Raw genomic sequence first — 18,987 nt, 5'->3', positions numbered from 1 at the left:
GGCCGCGCGCGGTCCACTGGAGACGGCGCACGAGGACGTGCGGCGGCCGAGCGAGGGGAGCCCCGATGGACACCGCGGAGACCGGCACCGCCCTGGCGCGGCGGATCGCGGCGGCGGCCCTGTGGGCGCCGTCCGTCCACAACACGCAGCCGTGGACGTTCGGCCTGGCCGACGACCGGGTCGTGCTGCGCGCCGACGCGGCCCGGCGGCTGTCGGCGGCCGACCCGGTCGGCCGCGAGCTGGTGATCAGCTGCGGCGCGGCGCTGTTCACCGCCGAGACCGCGCTGCGCGTCCACGGCCGCGACCCGCGCACGGCCCTGCTGCCCGATCCCGACCGGCCCAACCTGCTCGCCGAGGTCGTGTTCGGCGGCGCGGTCGCGGCGGGGGAGGCGGCGGCCGCCGCGCGGCTGCTGGCCAAGGTGCCGCGGCGGCGCGCGCACCGGACGGCGTTCCGCGCCGTGCCCGTCCCGCCGCGGGCCGTGGAACGGCTGCGCGCCGAGGCCGGGCGCGAGGGCGTCCGGCTCGCGCCGGTGACGGACGAGCACGCGGTGGCGGCGCTCGCCGCGCTGACCCGCGCCGCCGAGCACGTCCAGCACCTCGACGCGGCGCACGCCGCCGAGACCGCCCGCTGGGCGTCCCGCCCCGGCGCCGACCGCCGCGACGGCGTCCCGGCCGCCGCCTACCCGCGCGAGGCGCCCCGCACCGACCCCGACTTCGCGGCCCGCGACTTCGCCCGCGGCCGCGGCTGGGGCACCGGCGCGTCCGCCGGGGAGTCCGCGGTCGGGACGGTGCTGACGCTCAGCACCCCCGGCGACGACCGCGCGGACTGGCTGCGCGCCGGACGCGCGCTCCAGCGCGTCCTGCTGCACGCCGCCGAGGCGGGCCTGGCCGCCGCGTTCCACACGCAGGCGCTGGAGGTCCCGGAGCTGCGCGCGTTCATCCGGACGCGGTTCTGCGACGGCGAGTACCCGCAACTCGTCCTGCGCCTGGGCGTGCCGGACGGGACCGGGCCGGCCGGCGTCCGCCGCCCCGTCGAGGACGTCGTCATCCCCGAGCCCTGACGGGCGCGACCTCCGCGCGGGCGTTGACGATCGCCAGTTCCGCCCGGTCCACCACCGCGTCCACGTCCAGGCGGGCGACCTCCGGCAGGTCGGCGGCCAGCCGGGCGAGCTGCGCCACCGGCCCGGCCAGGACGGGCGGCAGGCCCGCCGCGCGCACCAGCCCGGCCGCGCCGCCGCCGGTCAGCGGGCAGGCCGCGGCGGCCGGGACCGCGCCGCCCTCGACGGCGAGCACGACGACGGGGCCGAACAGCTCGTCCCGGAACGTCCCGCACCGGACCCGCGCGCCCCGCCCGCCCGGGGCCGCGTTCCGCGCGACGACCCCGTAGGCCGCCAGCAGCCGCAGCGTCGCCGCGCGGGGGAGGCGCGCGCCGCCGGGGCGGACGCCGACCAGCGCGCGGGCGGCGGCCGGACCGCCGGGCGGGACCTCCACGGGCGTCCCGGGCTCGTCCGCGCGGTGGAGGGACGCCGCGTGCGCCAGGGCGCGGGCCGCGCGCGCCGGGGACGCGTACGACGGAACGCCGTCCGCCGTGACGCGAACGCCCTCGACCTGCCCCGGCCGCACCGCGACGACGGGCACGCCCGCCGGGCCGGGCGGCGGCGCGGGGGAGACGACCAGCACCGCGTCCACCGTCGCGTCCCGGCCGAGGACGGCGGCGGCCGGTCCCGGCTCCGCGGCGACGACCGCGCCCGGCACGGGACCGGGCGGCAGGGCGCGGCGGGTCGCCGCCGTCAGCGGCGCGGCGGCCAGCCCGGCGGCGGCGCACGCGGCGGCCGCCGCCGCGCCCGCCTCGGCCCCGGCGGCGAGCACCGCGACGCGCCGCCCGCGCGGCGCGGGCCCCGGCGCCAGCACGGCCGCCGCCTCGACCAGTTCCGCGAGCGTCCGCGCCACGACGACGCCCGACCGCGCGAACAGCGCCCGCCGGACCGCGCCGAGCGGCCCGTCCAGCGGGCCGCGACCGCCGCCCGCCGAAGCGGGCGCGAGCGCCAGCACCGGGGTGCCCCGCCCGGCCGCCCGCGCGAGGACCCGCAGGTCCTCCGGCGTGGTCGCGTCCAGGACGCCGAGCCGCACCGCCGGGTCCGCCGCCCACCGGCGCAGCAGGTCGTCGCGGACGTCGGTCGCCCCGCCCGTGGCCACATAGGACGCGACGCCGATGTTCAGCCGCGCCAGGCGCCCGAGCAGCGCACCGCCGACGCCGCCCGACCGCACCGCCACCGCGACGTCCCCCGCCGCCGGACGCCGCACCGCGACCGTGGCGTGCAGTCCCAGCGCGGGCACCGCGACCCCCGCCGAACCGGGCCCGACCAGCACCATGCCCCACGCGCGGCACGCGGCGCGCAGCGCGTCCTCCTGCGCCGCCGACAGCCCCGACGTCAGCACCACCGCCGCCCGCGCCCCGCGCCGCCCGCACGCGGCCGCCGCGTCCGCGACCGACGCGGCGGGCACCGCGAGGACCACCAGGTCGGGCCGCTCGGGCAGGTCCGCGGGCGACGCGACGCACGCCGCGCCGTGGACCGCCTCGCCCGCCGCGTGCGGGTTCACCGCGAGCACCGTCCCGCCGAAGCCGCCCGCCGCGAGGCCGCGCAGGACGCCGGGGGCCGACCCGACGACCGCGACCGCCCGGGGCCGCAGCAGCGGGTCCAGGCGCGTCCCGGCGGAGTCCGTCGCCGACTCGGTCGCGGATTCGGTCATGGACGCAAGCCTCGCGCCCGCGCCGCGCGGGCGGCAGGCGCGGACGTCCGCCGCGCGCCGGGACCTTGGTCCCCTCCCGGGCGGGCCGCTGGTCCCCGGCTAGTCCTCGTCGCCGGGGAGCGGGACGCGCCACAGCAGTTCGGTCCCGCCGTCCGGGCCCGGCCGGACCGCGAACGAGCCGCCGAGCGCCTTCGCGCGGTCGCGCAGGTTCGCCAGCCCGCTGCGCCGCCCGCCGGGCGTGATGCCGACGCCGTCGTCCACGACCCGCAGCACCAGCTCGTCGCCCACCGACACCGCGACGGTGACGCGCGTCGCGCCGGCGTGCCGGGCGACGTTCGACAGCGCCTCCCGCGCCACCGCCAGCAACTGCTCGCCCACCTCGTCGGGGACCGCCGTGTCCAGCAGCCCGTCCAGCCGCACCGACGGCGCGAACCCGAGGTGCTCGGCGGCGGCGTCCAGCAGCGCGTGGAAGCGGCTGCGCAGCGCGTCGGCGTCCGGCGCGGTCTGCAGCGCGAAGATCGTCGAGCGGATCTGCCGGATGGTGTCGTCCAGGTCGTCCACGGCGCGCTGGACGCGGTTCGACACCTCCGCGCTCTCGGCGATCTTGATGGCGCTGAGCAGCGTCATCGCGGTCGCGAACAGCCGCTGGATGACGGTGTCGTGCAGGTCCTTGGCGATGCGGTCGCGGTCCTCCAGCAGGGCCAGCCGCTCGGCGTCGCGGCGGCGGTCGGCCAGCTCCAGCGCCACCGCCGCCTGCGTCCCGAACGCCTCCAGCAGCCGCTGCGTCGCCTCGCCGAACGTCGCGCCCCCGGACCGGTTGGCGACCGCGACGACGCCGCGCGCCGACCGGCCCGTCCCGAGCGGGACGGCCAGCAGCGGGCCGCCGCCCCCCGGCCGCGCGGCGTCCTCGACGCGCAGCGGCGCGCCCGTGCGGAACACCGGCGCGGTGACCGCCTCGTCCATCGGGACGCGCCGGCCGCGCAGCGCGGCGGCGTCCGCGCCGTCGGCGGCGTCCACGACGAACTCCCCGGCGGCGCGGTCCGCCAGCGACACCACCGCCAGGTCGGCGTCCGCGATGCGCCGGGCCCGTTCGGCGACGAGCGAGGTCACCTCCCGCGTCCCAGTGCCCGACAGCAGCCGGGTCGCGACCTCCGCGGACGCCTCCAGCCACTGCTCGCGGCGGCGGCCCTCCTCGTACAGGCGCGCGTTCTCGATCGCGACGCCCGCCGCGGTGGCCAGCGCCCCGACGACGACCTCGTCGTCGGCGTCGAACTCCCCGCCCCCGGCCTTCTCGGTGAGGTACAGGTTCCCGAACACCTCGTCGCGGACGCGGATCGGGACGCCGAGGAACGTGCCCATCGGCGGATGGTCGGCGGGGAACCCGTAGGACTCGGGGTGCTCGGACAGGTTCGGCAGCCGCAGCGGGTGCGGCTCGCGGATGAGCAGGCCGAGGATGCCGCGCCCGTGCGGCCAGTGCCCGATCGCGTCGATCTCCGCCTGCCCGACGCCGACCGTGACGAACTCCACCAGCCGCTCGCCCTCCTCGGCGATCACGCCGAGCGCGCCGTAGCGGGCGTCGACCAGCGTCGTCGCGGCCTCGATGATGCGGCGCAGCACCGAGGCGAGGTCCAGCTCGCCGCCGATGGAGACCACCGCCTCCAGCAGCGCGTGGACGCGGTCGCGGGTGGACCGCGCCGTCTCCAGCCGCGCCTGCAGCTCGGCGAGGAGGTCGTCGAGCTGGAGCTGCGGCAGGACGAGCTTGGCCCGTTCCTCGCCGGGCGACCGGTCGCCGGTCATGGGCTCACGTTCCGGGCTCCGGGGGAAAATCGCGGCTGATGACACATGCGAGGATCTTCGCACCAGTTCGGCACTTCGGACCCGGTGATCGCGGACGTCCGATGGCTAGGGTCGGGGCGACCGCCCGGTTCCGCGAGGGGAGCGATGCCCGATGACCGGCGAGAATCCGATCCGCGTGTTCCTGGTCGACGACCACGAGGTCGTCCGCCGGGGCGTCGCGGCGCTGCTGTCGGCCGAGGACGGCCTGGACGTCGTCGGCGAGGCGGGCTCGGTGGAGCAGGCGCTCGCCCGCGTCCCCGCCGCCCGGCCCGACGTCGCCGTCCTGGACGTCCGGCTGCCCGACGGCGACGGCGTCGCGCTCTGCCGCGAGCTGCGGTCGCGGCTGCCCGGCCTGGCCTGCCTGATGCTCACCTCCTTCGACGACGAGGAGGCGCTGTTCGACGCGGTGATGGCGGGCGCGTCCGGCTACGTCCTCAAGCAGATCCACGGCTCGGACCTGGTCGGGGCCATCCGCACCGTCGCGTCCGGGCAGTCGCTGCTCGACCCGCGCAGCACGGCGCGGATGCTCGCCCGCATCCGCGACCGGCAGGAGCGCGGCGACCCGCTCGGCGCGCTCACCGACCGCGAGCGAGCGATCTTCGACCTGATCGGGGAGGGGCTGACGAACCGGCAGATCGGGGAGCGGATGTTCCTGGCGGAGAAGACCGTCAAGAACTACACCTCCCACCTGTTCGCCAAGCTCGGGATGACGCGCCGCACGCAGGCCGCCGCGTACGCGGCCCGGCTCAAGGCCGACCGCGGCCGCGACCGCGACGCCTGACCGCGCGGCGGGGCCGTCGCCCCGCCGCGCCCGGTCATTCCGAACACGGTCACTTCAGGAACGGCAGCCTGCGGACCAGCGCCGTCCGCCCCCAGACGCCGCCGAGGCCGAGGACGTCGCCCGCGTCCGTCAGCGCCAGCCCGACCAGGACGACCGCGTACACCAGGTGGTCGTCCATGAACACGTTGTCGGCGGGCGGCAGGACGGCGCTCCACATCATCACCAGCAGCACGGCCCCGGCCGCCGCCGCGACCCGCGTCCCGATCCCGAGCAGCAGCGCCGCGCCGATCCCCGCCAGCCCGGCCATGAACAGCCAGTCGGCGGCGGCCGACCCCGCGAGCCCGTGGTAGAAGTCCGCGAGCGGGCCCTGCGGCGTGTGCTTCAGGAACCCCTCGGTGGGGCTGCCGCCCTCGATCCACGCGCGGGCCCTCGGCGTCGCGTGGCCGAGGCCGAACGTCTTGTCCAGGAACGCCCAGAGGAACACCCAGCCGAGCGCGAGCCGCGCGACGGCCCACACGTACCGGGCGGCGGCCGCGTCCCGCGCGGCGGGCCGCTGTCGGGGGGTCTCGGGCCTGCGGGTGGGGACGGCCATCGTGCTCTCCTCTTCGATCGCCGGAGCGGACGCCTCCACTCCACCGCGCCGCGGCCGGGCGCGGCAGGCGCGAAGGGCTCCGGCCCGCGGGGACGTTGGTCCCGCCGCTCCCGGGCCGCCCGGCCCCACGGGTCGCCGTGCGGCCCGCCGCGCGCAGCGGCACGCCGCCGCACCGGCAGCCGCATTCCGTGAATTGCGGGTCGGGCGACCCGCTCACCCCTGCCGGAACGCCTTTCACCGGCGGGCTGAATTCCGCCGCGAAATTCGTACTTCGGGAACTGTTGACGAAATCTCTTTCACGTTTCATCATCGGCAGTGAGCAGTTGCTGCCGATCAATTCCGCGGGCGGAACGGGCCGGTCGTGATCACCCCGTGCGCCACCGCCTCCCGCATCCGGAACCACCCCCCGATCGACAGGAGCACGTCGATGAGAGCACTCACCAGGATCTGCCTGCCCGCCGTCGCGGCGGGCGCGGCGGTCGGGCTGCTGGCCGGCGGCGCGTCGGCCGCGGGCACGGTCGTCCGCGACTCCGCCGGGCCGTACTCGGGCAACTTCCAGTTCCAGAACCTGTCCCCGATCAGCGTCCAGGCCACGATCCTCGGCCAGACGGTCACCGCGAGCTGCACCAGCGCGACGCTCGGCGGCACCCTGCAGTCGTCCGGCGCGACCACGCTGACCAGCGCCTCGATCAGCGGCTGCTCCGGCGCGACCGTCGAGTTCCAGAACCTCCCCTACACCGCGGGCACCGTCGCCTACGACCCGCAGAGCCCCGGCCACAGCGCGGGCCTGGTGTTCACCGACTCCGCGCTCACCGTCAAGGTCTCGCTCAGCGGCACCACCTGCTACTACGGCTTCGGCTCCTCGGTCCACCAGCTCCTGATCGACCTCTACAACCCCGACAACGCGTCGCGGCCGGACGCCTCGGTCGCCGAACTGCAGGGCGCGCTGAACAGCGTGACGCTGCAGAAGAAGTCCGGCAGCGGGTTCCTGTGCCCGTCCACGGGCGTCGCGAGCGGCTTCGGGACGATCAAGGGCGAGTCCGCGCCGGGCGTCTTCGACGACACCCTGCACGTCGCGGACTCCTGATCCGGTCCGGGGTGCGCGCCCTCCCCGCGCGCGCCCCGGGCATTTCCAACGGTCCACATTAATTCGCGCCGAACACAATTCCAACGACGGTTGTGCGCCATGAATATTGGCGCGCTCCAGGGCGACCGTTGCACAGTGCAAAGGATGGTCTAGGCTGGTCCCGTCAACGACGGAGGGAATCCCCGATGGGACTTGCCGACCGGACCGCGGCGCTCGGCGCACGCGCCCTCACCACCCGTCGGCTCGTGCGCGCCCCGATCCCGCTCTACCGCGCCGGGCTCGGCTTCCTGCTCGGCACCCGCACGCTCCTGCTGGAGCACCGGGGACGCGTCTCGGGCGCCCGCCGGTTCGTCGTGCTGGAGGTCGTCGAGCGGCCCTCCCGCGACGTGTACGTCGTCGCGGCCGGGTTCGGGGAGCGCGCGCAGTGGTACCGCAACATCCTCGCCTGCCCGGACGTCCGCGTGTCGTGCGGCCCGCGCCGGAGCGCCCCGGCGGCGGCCGAGCCGCTGCCGCCCGACGAGTCCGCCGCCGTCCTGCGGCGCTACGCCGTCGAGCGGCCCCGCGCGTGGGCGGGCCTGCGCGCGGTGATCGAGGCGGCGGTCGGCCGGCCCGTCGAGGACGTCCCGATGGTGCGGCTGACCGTCAAGCGGTGACCGCTCACACCACGGGCTCAAACCACGGGCCGCCGCGCCACCCACGCCGTGCGCCGGCCCCGGGCCGCCAGGTCGTCGCGGCGGCGGACGTCGTGCGGGCCGCCGGGCGTCAGCAGCGCGTCCAGCGCCGCGAGGTCGTCGGCGTCGAGCCGGTCGGCCAGGTGGGCGCGCAGCCGGTCCAGCGTCACCCGCGCGTAGCGGCCGGCGGCCTCGGTCAGCGGCGGCGCCAGTTCGATCGCCAGGACGCGCTCGCCCTCGACGGCGAACCCGGCGTCGCGCAGCGGCGGCCCCCAGTCCGCGCCGAGGTTCGGCAGCTCCGCGCCGTGCCGGTCCGCGAGCGCCGCGTGGCAGCGGTCCTCCAGGCCCGGCCGCCCGAACCCGAGGTCGTGCGGCAGGAAGCGCGGGAAGCCGTCCAGCTCCAGCACCGCGAACAGCCCGCCCGGCCGCAGCGCGCCGCGCACGTCGCGCAGCACCCGCGCCGGGTCGGCCACGTGGTGCAGCGACGCCGACGCCCAGACCAGGTCGAACGCGCCGACCGGCGGCCATCCGGCGTCCAGGTCCGCCGCGACGGCGGTGACCCGGTCGGCGACGCCGCGCGCGCGGGCGGCCCCGGTGAGGCGGTCCAGCATTCCGGGGGCGGCGTCCACCGCGACCGCCTCGGCCGCCGGGAACCGGTCGAGCAGCGCGAACGTGCCCGCGCCCGGCCCGCTGCCGAGGTCGAGGACCCGCGCGGGCGGCGGGTCCCCGGCCAGCTCCGCGAGCCAGGCGGTCGTCTCGGTGAGGACGGGCCGCAGCACCTCGGCGTCCAGGTCCAGCATCTTCGCGAGGGCGGCGTCGTCTCCGTGCGCATGGTGTTCGTGGGCCATGCCTCCGACCCTACGAGCCACTTGCGCAAGTCATCGACATCTTCGACTGCGACGGTCGGCGCACCCATCTGCGTTGACCGGGCGCGGGTCAGAGCAGGGCCGCCGCCACCGGCTCGGCCAGCGCGCGCCCGAGCGCGGCGCTCGTCCGTCCCGTCAGGTGGATGCCGTCCACGCCGTCCGTCGCGACGGCCGTGCCCGCGTCGAAGAACGCCGCGCCCGCGAACCCCGCCAGCGCCCGGTACAGCCGCGGCAGCTCCGCGATCTTCTCGGCCGCGCCCCGGAACACCTCCGCGAACCACGGGTCGGGGATCGCGCCGAGCGGCGGCGGCGCGACGACGAGCGCGCGCGGCGCGGGGTACACCGTCCCCGCGCCGCCGCCGGAGCGGGCGACCTGGTCCACCAGCGTGAACATCCCGGTGGCGATGTCGAAGGGCGTCCGGCCGAACGCCGCCTTGGCGTCGTTGGTCCCGAGCATGATCACCACGAGGTCGAGCGGGAAGTGGGACGCCAGCGCGGCGGGCAGATAGGCGCCGCCGTTCAGCCTCGGGTCGACCGGGTCGTCGGCGGTGGTGGTGCGGCCGCTCAGCCCCTCCTCGACGACCTCGTGGCCGGGGCCGAGCGCGGCCTCCAGCGCGCGCGGCCAGCGCTGCGCGGTCGCGTGCCGCCGGGTCGGGACGGCCTCGGCGACGGGCTCCCACCCCCAGGTCAGGGAGTCGCCGAAACACAGGATGCGCTTGGTGTCGGACATCGCGGGTCGCTCCGTTCGTCGGATGGTCGCGGACCGGCGGCCCGCCCCGGGCTCGGGACGGGCCGCCGACCATCGTGCTCCTGCCGTCAGGAGGTGGGGCAGGAATCCCGGTACTCCGTCAGACCGGGGTCGGTCGGGGCGGGGCACAGGAACTGGTCGTAGCGGGCGTCATCGTCCACGAACCGCTTCATCCACGCGACCTCCAGCCCGCCGATCAGCGGGTTCTCGGCCGTGAAGGTGAGATGGTTCGCGCCCGCGACCTCCGCGTACGCGCGCTCGCTCGCGCCGGTGAGGCTCTGGTAGATCGGCTCGGCGAACGTGCCGACCGGCGTGACGGTGTCCGCCGTCCCGGCCTCGATCAGCGTCGGCACCGTGATCGCCGACCAGTTCTTGATCGTGTGGTACGGCGCCAGCGGCACGGCCGCCTTCAGCGACGGCCGCGACCACACCGCGTACAGCGCCCCGCCGCCGCCCATCGAGTGGCCGCTCACCGCGAGCCGCTGCGGGTCGAGGCGCTGCCGGACGGCGGCGGGCGAGTACGTCTTCAGGTAGTCGAGCGCGGCCAGGAGCTGCTGCCCGCGCGCGGTCGGCTGGTCGTAGAGGCTCTTGGTCGCGATCGTGATGACGACGAAGCCCTGCGAGGCCAGGCGCGGGCCGAGCCACGCGATGGACCCCTCGGTGCCGGTGTAGCCGGGGGTCACGGCGATGCCGCCGAACGTCCCCTGGCTGGTGTCGTCGGGGTAGTAGACGGTGCCGCCGCCGAAGGTGTACCCGGTGGCGGCGGCGCTGACGGACGCGGTGGAGTAGGAGAACGGGCCGAGCGCGGCGCGGACGCCGCTGAGGGTCGGGGCGGGCCCGCGCTGGTAGGCGGTCGTCGCGAGGGCGGCGACCCGGGCGGGCGGCGCGGCGGCGGCCGGGACGGCGACCGCCGCGGCGGCCAGCGTGAGGGCGGCGGGCAGGACGGCGAGCGATCGTCGGACGATCGTCCTCATGGGGGGAACTCCTCGGCTGTGTCTTCGCGAAACGGTGATTCGGCAACGGATCAGGGGGGGTGGACCGATGCGGTGGTGCGTCCTCCTCTCCTCGCGGGGGCCGGGGGCGGGCCGTCAGCCCGCCTTCCCGAGGTAGGCGTCGGAGACGGCGTCGTCGCGGAGCAGGTCGGCCACCGGGCCGGACGCGGTGACCCGGCCGTGCGACAGGACGTACGCCGTCGAGCACAGCCGCTGGACGAGCTTGACGTTCTGCTCGACCAGCAGCATCGCGGTGCCGTCGGCGGCGATCCCGGCCAGCAGCTCCCCGATCTCGTCGACCGCGACGGGCGACAGGCCGCTGGACGGCTCGTCCAGCAGCACCAGCCGCGGCTCCGACATCAGCGCGCGGGCGATGGCGACGGCCTGCTGCTGGCCGCCGCTGAGCCGCCCGGCGGGCTCGGCGGCGCGGTCGCGCAGCCACGCGAACCGCTCGTAGGTGCGGTCCAGCCGCGCCCGCCGCACCTTGCGCCCGTGCCCGTACGCGCCGAGCAGCAGGTTGTCCTCGATCGACATGCTCGGGAACAGGCGGCGGTTCTCCGGGCACAGCGCGATGCCCGCGCGGACGAGCGCGCCGGTCTCCAGGGCGGTGACGTCCCGGCCGTCGAACGCGACCGTCCCGGCGCGGCGCGGCACCAGCCCGAGGACGCCGAGCAGGGTGGTGGTCTTCCCGGCGCCGTTCGCGCCGAGGATGCCGGTGACGGTCCCGGCGGCGGCGGTCAGCGAGACCTCGCGGACGGCGGTCGTCGCGCCGAACGCGACGGTCAGCCCCGACACTTCCAGCACGGGCTTCAGCACGGGTGACGTTTCGGGCATGTCAGGCTCCCCCGAGGTAGGAGGCGATGACGGCCTCGTTCGAGCGGATCTCCTCCGGCGTGCCGGTCGCCAGCACGGCCCCGGCCGCCATGACCAGGACGGTGTCGGCGAGCGGCATGAGGAAGTGCATGTTGTGGTCCACGACGACGACCGCGACGCCCAGCTCGTCGGCGACGCGTCGGACGGCGGCGGCCAGCGCCGCGGACTCGGCGGTGTCCATCCCGACCGCGGGCTCGTCCAGCAGCAGGACGCGCGGTCCGGTCGCCAGCGCCAGCGCGATCATCGCCAGCCGCTGCGCGGCGCTGGTCAGCGACCCGCAGGGCCGGTCCAGCAGGCCGTCCAGCGACAGCAGCCCGGCGATCGTCTCGTCCGACGCCGCGCCGGACCGGCCGCGCGCCTCGCCGCGCGCGAGCCGCAGCGCGTCGCGCAGCGTCCAGCTCCCGAACAGCCGGGTGGTCTGGAACGTGCGGGCGATCCCGGCGCGGACGGCGCGGTGCGCGCCCCGCCCGGACGCGACGCGCCCGTCGATCGCGACGGACCCGGCGGTGGGCTCGTGGGTTCCGGCCAGGACGCCGAGCAGGGTCGTCTTCCCCGATCCGTTGGGTCCGATGAGGCCGAGCACCCCGCCCGCGTTCAGGGTGAACGACACCCCGTCCACGGCCGCGAGCCCGCCGTAGCGCTTGACGACCCCGTCGACGGTGAGCAGCGCGGTCATGACGCGACCTCCTCCTTGGCGCGGACGCGCGGCGGTTCGGCGGCGGGACCGCCCGCCCGGCCCGGCCGCACCCGCCGCCACAGCCCGGTGATCCCGCCGAGCACCCCGTTGGGGACGAGCAGCGTGACCAGGATGAACAGCACGCCGAGGGCGATCTGGCTGATCCCCGGCCCGAGCTTGATGAGCTGGGTGAACCCGATGACGATCGCGCTGCCGACGAGCGGGGCCAGCAGCCGCCCGGACCCGCCGAGCCCGATCGCGACGAGCATGAGGAAGCTCTGCACGAACGTGAACTGCGACGGCGCGATGACGCCGTTGTACTGGGCGAACAGCACGCCCGCCCACGCCCCGAACGCCGAGGACGCGACCATCGCGACGAGCTTGACGCGCGCGGTCGGGACGCCGACGTGCTGCGCCAGGTCCTCGTCCTCGCGGACGGCGCGCAGCCGGTCCCCGAAACGGGTCCGCGCGAGGACGTGGAACGCGCCGAGGCTCAGCCCGAGCGACGCGGCCAGCAGCACCAGCGTCGCGTCGAGGGAGAACCCGAGGTCCACCGGCCGCCCGTTGGGCCCGCCGGTGACGCCCGCCGCGTTGGTGAGCACCAGGTTCACGACGGCGGTGAAGAACATCGTGCCGATCGCGAAGTACTGCCCGCGCGTCCGGCTGAACACCAGCGCGACGACGAGCCCGGCGAGCATGGTGCCGCCGACGGCGAGCGCCGCGCACACCGCCATCGGCAGCCCCTTGCCGAGCAGGTACGCCGACAGGTACGCGCCGCCCGCGAAGAACGAGACGTGCGCGAGGCTCGGGTAGCCGCCCAGGCCCTGGATGAGGTTGAGCCCGGTGAGGGCGATCGTCCAGACGACGATGAGCAGGACCACCTGGCCCCGGTCGCCCTGCACGTTCTTCAGCAGGACGTAGGCGAGGACGCTGAGGGCCGCGAGTCCGGCCGCGGTCCCGGCGTGCCGCGCGGCGGCGGGGAGGCGCATGTCAGGCCACCCTTCGGGCGTCGGTCGTGCGCAGCCCGCCGGGCCGCAGCACGAGGATGAGCACGAGCATGAGGAAGCCGAACGCGCTCTGGTACGCGGAGCTGACGTACGCCGCGCCCAGGCCCTCGACGACGCCGAGGACCAGGCCGCCGGCGACCGCGCCCCACACGCTGCCGAGGCCGCCGAGGACGACCACGACGAACGCGCTGAGCAGCACGTCGTCGGCCATGTACGGGGAGACCTGGAACGTCGGCGCGTAGGCGACGGCGGCGACGCCGCCGAGCATCCCGGCGATGAGGAACGCCAGCGCGTACTGGCGGCGCATGGGGATGCCGAGCATCGCGGCGGCGTCGCGGTCCTGGGCGACCGCGCGCATGGCGCGGCCGAGCGAGGTCCGCGACAGCAGCAGGTGCAGCGCGCCGAGCGACAGGACGGCCAGCACGATCAGCGCGGCCTTCACGCCGGGCAGCGACACCCCGCCCGCCTTGAGCAGGACGGTGTCGTAGGGCGTGTCGAGGGACCGGCCCTCGCCGCCGTACAGCCGCAGCGCGACGTTCTGCAGGATCAGCAGCAGGCCGAGCGCGACGGCGGGCGCGGCGGCGGGCTTGGTGATGATCCACCGGTAGGCCAGCACCTCGGTGAGGACCGACACGGCGCCGCCGCAGGCGATCCCGGCGAGGGCGGCGACGACGAACGGCGCGCCCGCGTGCTCCACCGACCAGGTGGTGTACGCGGCGAGGACGATGACGCCCGCGTGCGCGAAGTTCGGCACCTCCATGACCCCGTAGACCAGGGTCAGCCCCACCGCGACCACCGCGAACAGGCAGCCGAGGAAGACGCCGTTGACGAGGACCTGGATCACTTGCAGACGTCCTTCTTGAGCACGGGGTCCACGACCGCGCCGTTCTTGACGTCGAACGTCATCACGCTGGCGAGGGTCTGCCCGGTGCTGCACCAGGTGGTGACCTCCGAGGCGGTGCGGGCCATGCGCTCGGTGAACAGCCGCTGCCCGTCGCCGGGGAGCCAGCCGCTGACGGTGCCCTGCGGGACGGTGATCTCGCCGAGCGCCTTCTCGATCTTCGCCGAGTCGGCGGTGGTGCCCGCCTTGGCCATCGCGGCGGCGACGATGAACGGGAAGTCGTGCGCCCACATCGTCAGGTCCTGCGGGTACTCGTTGTACCGGGCCTGGTAGGCGGCGGCGAACGCCTTGGCGGTCGGGTTGTCCGACGTCGTCGGGAGCGTTCCAGCGCAGTCGTAGTTGTCCTTCATGATCGTGTTGAACTGCGCGCCGAGGATGTCCTTGGCCTGGTTCGGGTTGACGCCCGCGCTGTGGATGACGGGGCCGGTGTACCCGGACTGCCGGAGCTGCTTGAGGACGGGCAGGATCACGGCGGTGACGCTGGACAGGTAGATCGCGTCCGGCTTGGCGCCCACGGCCGCGCGGATGGCGTTGCTGTAGTCGGTCGAGCCGAGCGGGAACTGGCTGCTGGCCGCGACCCGCACGCCCTCGGCCTTGGCGGACTGGTCGACGAGCTGCGTCAGCCCCTCGCCGTACCCCTCGCCCTTGGCGGTGATGACGGAGATGCTCTTCACCCCGAGCTGGCGCTTGGCGTAGTAGAGGCACCCGGGGACGTAGGTGGGGGAGTCGCCGCGCACCCGCCAGAAGTGCGGGCTGAGCCGCAGGATGCTCGGGTACACCGAGTCGATCAGGTTCAGCATCGCGACGGGCTTGCGCTTGAGCTGCGGGACGTAGGTGTCCGAGCCGTTGCCGTAGGCGATGACCGGGAGCTTCTGGGCCTGCGCGAGCTCGCGGAGCTGGGTGACGCCGGTCGTGGCGGCGTCGGACTTGTCGTCGGCGTACTCGATCGCGAGCGTGTGCTTCTTGCCCGCGACGGTGAAACCCTGCTTGTTCAGTTCCTCGACGCCCATCTGGAGCGCCTTCTTCTGGGGCGCGCCGAGCGTGGAGTAGATGCCCGACATGGACAGGATGGCCCCGACCTTGACGGTCGAGCCGTCCCCGCCGGACGATCCGCTCCCGCACGCGGCGAGGGGGACGAGCAGGGCCGACGCCGAGAGGGCGGTGACGAGAGTTCTGGGGCGCATGGGGTGGATTCCTCCGCAAACCGGGGTGAGGTGCCGCACACTCTAGGCGGAAAACTTTCCGCATTCAAGAAGGTTGTTCGATAATGTCGAACGACAGTCGTCAAGGGAGGCCAGATGCCGGGAACCATCCAGTCGCTCGAACGCGCCGCCGCGATCCTGCGGCTGCTCGCGGGCGGGCAGCGCAAACTCGCGCTGTCGGACGTGGCCGTGACCCTCGGGCTCGCCAAGGGGACCGTCCACGGCATCCTGCGGACGCTCCAGCAGGAGGGGTTCGTGGAGCAGGACCCGCAGACCGGCCGCTACCAACTGGGGGCCGAGCTGCTGCGCCTCGGCAACAGCTATCTGGACGTCCACGAACTGCGCGCGAGATCCCTGATGTGGGCGGACGACCTGGCGCGCGTCACGGGGGAGAGCGTGCGGATCGGCGTGCTCCACCAGGGCGGCGTCCTGGTCGTCCACCACGTGTTCCGTCCCGACGAGAGCCGCCAGGTCCTGGAGGTCGGCTCCATGCTGCCGCTGCACGCGACGGCCTGGGGCAAGGTGCTGCTGGCCTTCGACCCGGCCGCGCCCGGCGAGCTGGACGAGGAGCTGAAGGTCTTCACCCGCAGCACCCTGGCCGACCGCCCCGCGCTGGACGCCGAGTGCGCCCGCATCCGCGAGCAGGGCTGGGCCGGCGACCGCGAGGAGGCGGTCGAGGGCGTGGCCGGGCTGGCGGCGCCCATCCGCGACCACCGGGGCAGCCCGCTCGGCGCGGTCGGCATCGGCGGCGCGGTCGAGCGGCTGACCGAGGGCGGCGAGTTCCCGCCCGCCCTGGTCGCGGCCGTGCGCGACGCGTCCCGGTCGATCAGCCGGGACCTCGGCGCCGAGCTGTTCTCCTGATCAACTGTTGTTCGACATAGTCGAATCGGCTACTGTGCTCCAAACCAGCCTTGAACCACCCTCAACCACCCCGACTCATCAGACCGGAGGGGCCGTATGGCGGACCGTTTCGTGGCGGCGATCGACCAGGGAACGACGTCGAGCCGGTGCATCATCTTCGACGAGAGCAGCCACATCATCGCCGTCGACCAGCGCGAGCACCGGCAGATCTTCCCCCGGCCCGGCTGGGTCGAGCACGACGCGACGCAGATCTGGGCGCGCGTGCAGGAGGTCGTCGCGGGCGCGCTCGGCAAGGCCGGGCTGCGGCCGTCGGACCTGGCCGCCGTCGGCATCACCAACCAGCGCGAGACGACCGTGATCTGGGACCGGGCCACCGGCCGCCCCGTCCACCACGCGCTCGTCTGGCAGGACACCCGCACCGAGGCGCTGTGCGCCGAGCTGTCCGGCGGGCCGAACGGCCCCGGCCGGGACCGGTTCGCCGCGACGACCGGCCTGCCGCTGGCGTCCTACTTCTCCGGACCCAAGATCCGCTGGCTCCTCGACCACGTGCCCGGCGTCCGGGAGCGCGCCGAGCGCGGCGAGCTGCTGTTCGGCACGATGGACACCTGGGTCGTCTGGAACCTCACCGGCGGCGCGGTCCACGTCACCGACGTCACCAACGCCAGCCGCACCATGCTGATGGACCTGCGGACCCTGGACTGGGACGAGTCGATCCTCGCCGAACTCGGCATCCCCCGCTCGCTGCTGCCGGAGATCCGCTCGTCCGCCGAGGTGTACGGCACCGGCCGCGGCGTCCTGGAGGGCGTGCCGATCGCGGCGGCCCTCGGCGACCAGCAGGCCGCCCTGTTCGGGCAGACGTGCTTCTCGGTCGGCGACGCCAAGTCCACCTACGGCACCGGCAGCTTCCTGCTGCTCAACACCGGCGCGGAGCCCGTCCGCTCCAAGCACGGCCTGCTCACCACGATCGGGTACCGGCTCGGCGGCGAGGCCCCCGTCTACGCGCTCGAAGGGTCCATCGCCAACACCGGCTCCCTCACCCAGTGGCTCCGCGACCGCATCGGCCTGATCAGCACCGCCGCCGAGATCGAGACGCTGGCCCTGTCGGTGGAGGACAACGGCGGCCTGTACCTGGTGCCCGCGTTCTCCGGGCTGTTCGCCCCGCACTGGCGGCCCGACGCGCGCGGCGTCATCGTCGGGCTCACCGGCTTCGCGGGCAAGGGCCACCTGGCCCGCTGCGTGCTGGAGGCCACCGCCTTCCAGACCCGCGACGTGGTGGACGCGATGGTGCTGGACTCCGGCGTCGAGCTGAAGTCCCTCAAGGTCGACGGCGGCATGACCGCCAACAACCTGCTCATGCAGACCATCGCGGACATGCTCGACGCGCCCGTCACCCGGCCGTTCGTCTCCGAGACCACGTGCCTGGGGGCCGCGCACGCCGCCGGGCTCGTCGCCGGGGTCTGGCCGGACACCGACGCGCTGCGCGCCGAGTGGCGGCGCGCCGCCGAGTGGACGCCCCGGCTCGACGACGCCGTCCGCAACCGGATGCTGCGCAAGTACCGCAAGGCCGTCGAACTGGCCAAGGGCTGGATCGACCAGGACGACCTGCAGGACGAGACGGAGGAGCGATGAGCGCCATGACGACGGCGGCGACGGACCGGGCGGCGGTCCGCGCCGAACTCGGCCGCGGGACGTTCGACCTGCTAGTGATCGGCGGCGGCATCGTCGGGATCGCCGCCGCGTGGACCGCCGCGCAGGCGGGCCTGCGGGTCGCGCTGGTGGACGCCGGGGACTTCGCGGGCGCGACGTCCAGCGCGTCGACCAAGCTCGTCCACGGCGGGCTGCGCTACCTGCAGACCGGCAACGTCCGGCTGGTCGCCGAGAACCACCGCGAGCGCCGTAGCCTGGCCGCCGACGTCGCGCCGCACCTGGTGTCGCCGCGCCGGTTCATCGTGCCGGTGTACGCCGACGGGCCGCACGGCGCGGCCAAGCTCGGCGCGGGCGTCTTCCTGTACTCGGCGCTGTCGGCGTTCGGCGACGGCCTCGGCCGGGTGATCTCCAGGGCGCACGCGCTGGAGCAGGTCCCGGCGCTGCGCACCGAGGGCCTGAAGTCCGCGGCCGTCTACACCGACCACCAGATGAACGACAGCCGCGTCGCGATCATGACGGTGCGCGCCGCCGTCGAGGCCGGGGCCGTCGTGCTGAACCACGCGGCGGTGCGGGGCCTGCGGATCTCCGCCGGCCGCGTCGTCGGCGCGGACCTGCGCGACGCGCTGGACGGCGCCGAGTTCGGCGTCGCCGCCCGCCTGGTCCTGAACGCGACCGGCCCGTGGGTGGACCGGCTGCGCGCGATGGAGGACCCCGCCGCCGCGCCCAGCATCCGGCTGTCCAAGGGCGCGCACGTCGTCCTGCGCCGGCACCGGCCGTGGAAGTCGGCGGCGACGATCCCGATCGACAAGTACCGCGTCTCGTTCGCGATCCCGTGGGAGGACCACCTCCTGCTCGGCACCACCGACGAGGCGTACGAGGGCGAGCCCGGCGACGTCCGCGCCACCGACGCCGACATCGCCCAGATCCTCGACGAGGCCGGGACCGCGCTGGACGGCCTGCGCCGCGAGGACGTCGCCTACGCGTTCGCGGGCCTGCGCGTCCTGCCCGGCGGCCCCGGCGACGTCGCCACCGCCAAGCGCGAGACCGTCATCACCGAGGGCCCCGGCGGGATGCTGTCCATCGCGGGCGGCAAGTGGACGACCTACCGGCACATCGGCCGCGTCGTGCTGGACCGGCTCGGCGTCGGCGCGGAGGTGCTGAAGGTCGTGCCGCTGCCCGGCCTGGCCGCGCCCGCCGCCGTCGCGCAGCGGCTGACCGCCGCGCCGATGGCCCCGGCCGTCGCCGCGCACCTGGCCACGCACTACGGCGCGCTCGCGCTCGACCTGGCCGACCTCGTCCGCGACGACCCCGCGCTCGGGGAGCCGATCCATCCCGACGGCCCCGACATCTGGGCGCAGGTCGTCTACGCGCGCGACCGCGAGTGGGCCGCCACGACCGACGACGTCCTCCGCCGCCGCACCACCCTGACGCTGCGCGGTCTCGACACCCCCGAGATCCGGTCCCGCGTCGCCGAGATGCTCTAGGAGCCCCCCGCC

19 protein-coding genes are annotated in these 18,987 nt (G+C 75.5%); 8 read left to right on the top strand and 11 right to left on the bottom strand.

The window, feature by feature from the left end:
• Positions 1–65: 65 nt before the first annotated feature.
• The gene (locus G339_RS0122615; RefSeq protein ID WP_019633346.1) at positions 66–1,061 is read left to right on the top strand and encodes an Acg family FMN-binding oxidoreductase; all 996 of its coding nucleotides are present in this window, start codon (positions 66–68) and stop codon (positions 1,059–1,061) included.
• Here the strand turns inward: G339_RS0122615 and G339_RS34900 are convergent.
• On the bottom strand, positions 1,045–2,751 hold the full coding sequence (locus G339_RS34900; RefSeq protein WP_019633345.1) for a CoA-binding protein: 1,707 nt from the start codon (positions 2,749–2,751) through the stop codon (positions 1,045–1,047). The genes G339_RS0122615 and G339_RS34900 overlap by 17 nt on opposite strands.
• Positions 2,752–2,850: 99 nt before the next feature.
• Complete coding sequence (locus G339_RS0122605; RefSeq protein WP_019633344.1) at positions 2,851–4,548, bottom strand: GAF domain-containing sensor histidine kinase; 1,698 nt, start codon at positions 4,546–4,548, stop codon at positions 2,851–2,853.
• Between the two features lie 151 nt (positions 4,549–4,699).
• Between G339_RS0122605 and G339_RS0122600 the strand changes: the two genes are divergently transcribed.
• Positions 4,700–5,368: a response regulator transcription factor gene (locus tag G339_RS0122600; protein ID WP_019633343.1), complete on the top strand. Its 669-nt coding sequence runs from the start codon at positions 4,700–4,702 to the stop codon at positions 5,366–5,368.
• Positions 5,369–5,417: 49 nt separating this feature from the next.
• Here G339_RS0122600 and G339_RS0122595 read toward each other — a convergent pair whose 3' ends face one another.
• Positions 5,418–5,960: a DoxX family membrane protein gene (locus G339_RS0122595; RefSeq protein ID WP_051107933.1), complete on the bottom strand. Its 543-nt coding sequence runs from the start codon at positions 5,958–5,960 to the stop codon at positions 5,418–5,420.
• 137 nt (positions 5,961–6,097) lie between these two features.
• Between G339_RS0122595 and G339_RS39070 the strand changes: the two genes are divergently transcribed.
• The 3 genes from G339_RS39070 to G339_RS0122585 all read left to right on the top strand — a co-directional run bounded on the left by G339_RS39070 (position 6,098) and on the right by G339_RS0122585 (position 7,700).
• Positions 6,098–6,325 (top strand): hypothetical protein, encoded by a 228-nt coding sequence (locus tag G339_RS39070; RefSeq protein ID WP_157407951.1) that lies wholly within the window; start codon positions 6,098–6,100, stop codon positions 6,323–6,325.
• A gap of 62 nt (positions 6,326–6,387) precedes the next feature.
• Complete coding sequence (locus G339_RS0122590) at positions 6,388–7,047, top strand: hypothetical protein (protein WP_157407950.1); 660 nt, start codon at positions 6,388–6,390, stop codon at positions 7,045–7,047.
• Between the two features lie 185 nt (positions 7,048–7,232).
• Positions 7,233–7,700, top strand: coding sequence for a nitroreductase family deazaflavin-dependent oxidoreductase (locus tag G339_RS0122585; protein WP_019633340.1), 468 nt, complete (start codon positions 7,233–7,235; stop codon positions 7,698–7,700).
• Positions 7,701–7,717: 17 nt separating this feature from the next.
• Here G339_RS0122585 and G339_RS0122580 read toward each other — a convergent pair whose 3' ends face one another.
• The 8 genes from G339_RS0122580 to G339_RS0122545 all read right to left on the bottom strand — a co-directional run bounded on the left by G339_RS0122580 (position 7,718) and on the right by G339_RS0122545 (position 14,965).
• Positions 7,718–8,566 carry a class I SAM-dependent methyltransferase gene (locus G339_RS0122580; RefSeq protein ID WP_019633339.1) on the bottom strand — a complete coding sequence of 283 codons (849 nt, stop codon included), beginning with the start codon at positions 8,564–8,566 and terminating at the stop codon, positions 7,718–7,720.
• 88 nt (positions 8,567–8,654) lie between these two features.
• Positions 8,655–9,314, bottom strand: a complete 660-nt coding sequence (locus G339_RS0122575; RefSeq protein ID WP_019633338.1) for an SGNH/GDSL hydrolase family protein — start codon at positions 9,312–9,314, stop codon at positions 8,655–8,657.
• Positions 9,315–9,400: 86 nt separating this feature from the next.
• On the bottom strand, positions 9,401–10,306 hold the full coding sequence (locus G339_RS0122570) for an alpha/beta hydrolase family protein (protein ID WP_019633337.1): 906 nt from the start codon (positions 10,304–10,306) through the stop codon (positions 9,401–9,403).
• Between the two features lie 114 nt (positions 10,307–10,420).
• Positions 10,421–11,158 (bottom strand): ABC transporter ATP-binding protein, encoded by a 738-nt coding sequence (locus G339_RS0122565; RefSeq protein ID WP_033323996.1) that lies wholly within the window; start codon positions 11,156–11,158, stop codon positions 10,421–10,423.
• Position 11,159: 1 nt separating this feature from the next.
• Positions 11,160–11,873, bottom strand: coding sequence for an ABC transporter ATP-binding protein (locus G339_RS0122560; RefSeq protein ID WP_019633335.1), 714 nt, complete (start codon positions 11,871–11,873; stop codon positions 11,160–11,162).
• Complete coding sequence (locus G339_RS0122555; RefSeq protein WP_019633334.1) at positions 11,870–12,862, bottom strand: branched-chain amino acid ABC transporter permease; 993 nt, start codon at positions 12,860–12,862, stop codon at positions 11,870–11,872. Before G339_RS0122555 ends, G339_RS0122560 begins: the two co-directional genes overlap by 4 nt.
• A gap of 1 nt (position 12,863) precedes the next feature.
• Entirely contained in the window at positions 12,864–13,724 is an 861-nt protein-coding gene (locus tag G339_RS0122550; RefSeq protein WP_019633333.1) for a branched-chain amino acid ABC transporter permease, read from the bottom strand.
• Entirely contained in the window at positions 13,721–14,965 is a 1,245-nt protein-coding gene (locus tag G339_RS0122545) for an ABC transporter substrate-binding protein (protein ID WP_019633332.1), read from the bottom strand. Before G339_RS0122545 ends, G339_RS0122550 begins: the two co-directional genes overlap by 4 nt.
• A gap of 114 nt (positions 14,966–15,079) precedes the next feature.
• On the opposite strand from G339_RS0122545, the gene G339_RS0122540 reads away from it, so the two are divergent.
• From G339_RS0122540 to G339_RS0122530, 3 genes are all read left to right on the top strand, one after another.
• The gene (locus tag G339_RS0122540; protein WP_019633331.1) at positions 15,080–15,844 is read left to right on the top strand and encodes an IclR family transcriptional regulator; all 765 of its coding nucleotides are present in this window, start codon (positions 15,080–15,082) and stop codon (positions 15,842–15,844) included.
• A 96-nt stretch (positions 15,845–15,940) separates the two neighbouring features.
• A complete protein-coding gene (gene glpK, locus G339_RS0122535) occupies positions 15,941–17,473 on the top strand; it encodes a glycerol kinase GlpK (protein ID WP_019633330.1) in 1,533 nt (510 codons plus the stop codon).
• A complete protein-coding gene (locus tag G339_RS0122530; RefSeq protein WP_019633329.1) occupies positions 17,470–18,975 on the top strand; it encodes a glycerol-3-phosphate dehydrogenase/oxidase in 1,506 nt (501 codons plus the stop codon). The genes glpK and G339_RS0122530 overlap by 4 nt, the downstream gene beginning before the upstream one ends.
• Positions 18,976–18,987: the final 12 nt, after the last annotated feature.

The sequence above is a fragment of the Actinomadura atramentaria DSM 43919 genome, from assembly GCF_000381885.1.
GTDB classification, from domain to species: domain Bacteria; phylum Actinomycetota; class Actinomycetes; order Streptosporangiales; family Streptosporangiaceae; genus Spirillospora; species Spirillospora atramentaria.
Note: the sequence above shows the minus strand (reverse complement) of the source record. Positions and strands in the feature narration are given on the sequence as shown.

Excerpts from the sequence above, each read along its gene's own strand:
- G339_RS0122615 (WP_019633346.1), top strand. The coding sequence starts at position 66 with ATGGACACCGCGGAGACCGGCACCGCCCTGGCGCGGCGGATCGCGGCG.
- G339_RS34900 (WP_019633345.1), bottom strand. The coding sequence starts at position 2,751 with ATGACCGAATCCGCGACCGAGTCGGCGACGGACTCCGCCGGGACGCGC.
- G339_RS0122605 (WP_019633344.1), bottom strand. The coding sequence starts at position 4,548 with ATGACCGGCGACCGGTCGCCCGGCGAGGAACGGGCCAAGCTCGTCCTG.
- G339_RS0122600 (WP_019633343.1), top strand. The coding sequence starts at position 4,700 with ATGACCGGCGAGAATCCGATCCGCGTGTTCCTGGTCGACGACCACGAG.
- G339_RS0122595 (WP_051107933.1), bottom strand. The coding sequence starts at position 5,960 with ATGGCCGTCCCCACCCGCAGGCCCGAGACCCCCCGACAGCGGCCCGCC.
- G339_RS0122590 (WP_157407950.1), top strand. The coding sequence starts at position 6,388 with ATGAGAGCACTCACCAGGATCTGCCTGCCCGCCGTCGCGGCGGGCGCG.
- G339_RS0122585 (WP_019633340.1), top strand. The coding sequence starts at position 7,233 with ATGGGACTTGCCGACCGGACCGCGGCGCTCGGCGCACGCGCCCTCACC.
- G339_RS0122580 (WP_019633339.1), bottom strand. The coding sequence starts at position 8,566 with ATGGCCCACGAACACCATGCGCACGGAGACGACGCCGCCCTCGCGAAG.
- G339_RS0122575 (WP_019633338.1), bottom strand. The coding sequence starts at position 9,314 with ATGTCCGACACCAAGCGCATCCTGTGTTTCGGCGACTCCCTGACCTGG.
- G339_RS0122570 (WP_019633337.1), bottom strand. The coding sequence starts at position 10,306 with ATGAGGACGATCGTCCGACGATCGCTCGCCGTCCTGCCCGCCGCCCTC.
- G339_RS0122565 (WP_033323996.1), bottom strand. The coding sequence starts at position 11,158 with ATGCCCGAAACGTCACCCGTGCTGAAGCCCGTGCTGGAAGTGTCGGGG.
- G339_RS0122560 (WP_019633335.1), bottom strand. The coding sequence starts at position 11,873 with ATGACCGCGCTGCTCACCGTCGACGGGGTCGTCAAGCGCTACGGCGGG.
- G339_RS0122555 (WP_019633334.1), bottom strand. The coding sequence starts at position 12,862 with ATGCGCCTCCCCGCCGCCGCGCGGCACGCCGGGACCGCGGCCGGACTC.
- G339_RS0122545 (WP_019633332.1), bottom strand. The coding sequence starts at position 14,965 with ATGCGCCCCAGAACTCTCGTCACCGCCCTCTCGGCGTCGGCCCTGCTC.
- G339_RS0122540 (WP_019633331.1), top strand. The coding sequence starts at position 15,080 with ATGCCGGGAACCATCCAGTCGCTCGAACGCGCCGCCGCGATCCTGCGG.
- glpK (WP_019633330.1), top strand. The coding sequence starts at position 15,941 with ATGGCGGACCGTTTCGTGGCGGCGATCGACCAGGGAACGACGTCGAGC.
- G339_RS0122530 (WP_019633329.1), top strand. The coding sequence starts at position 17,470 with ATGAGCGCCATGACGACGGCGGCGACGGACCGGGCGGCGGTCCGCGCC.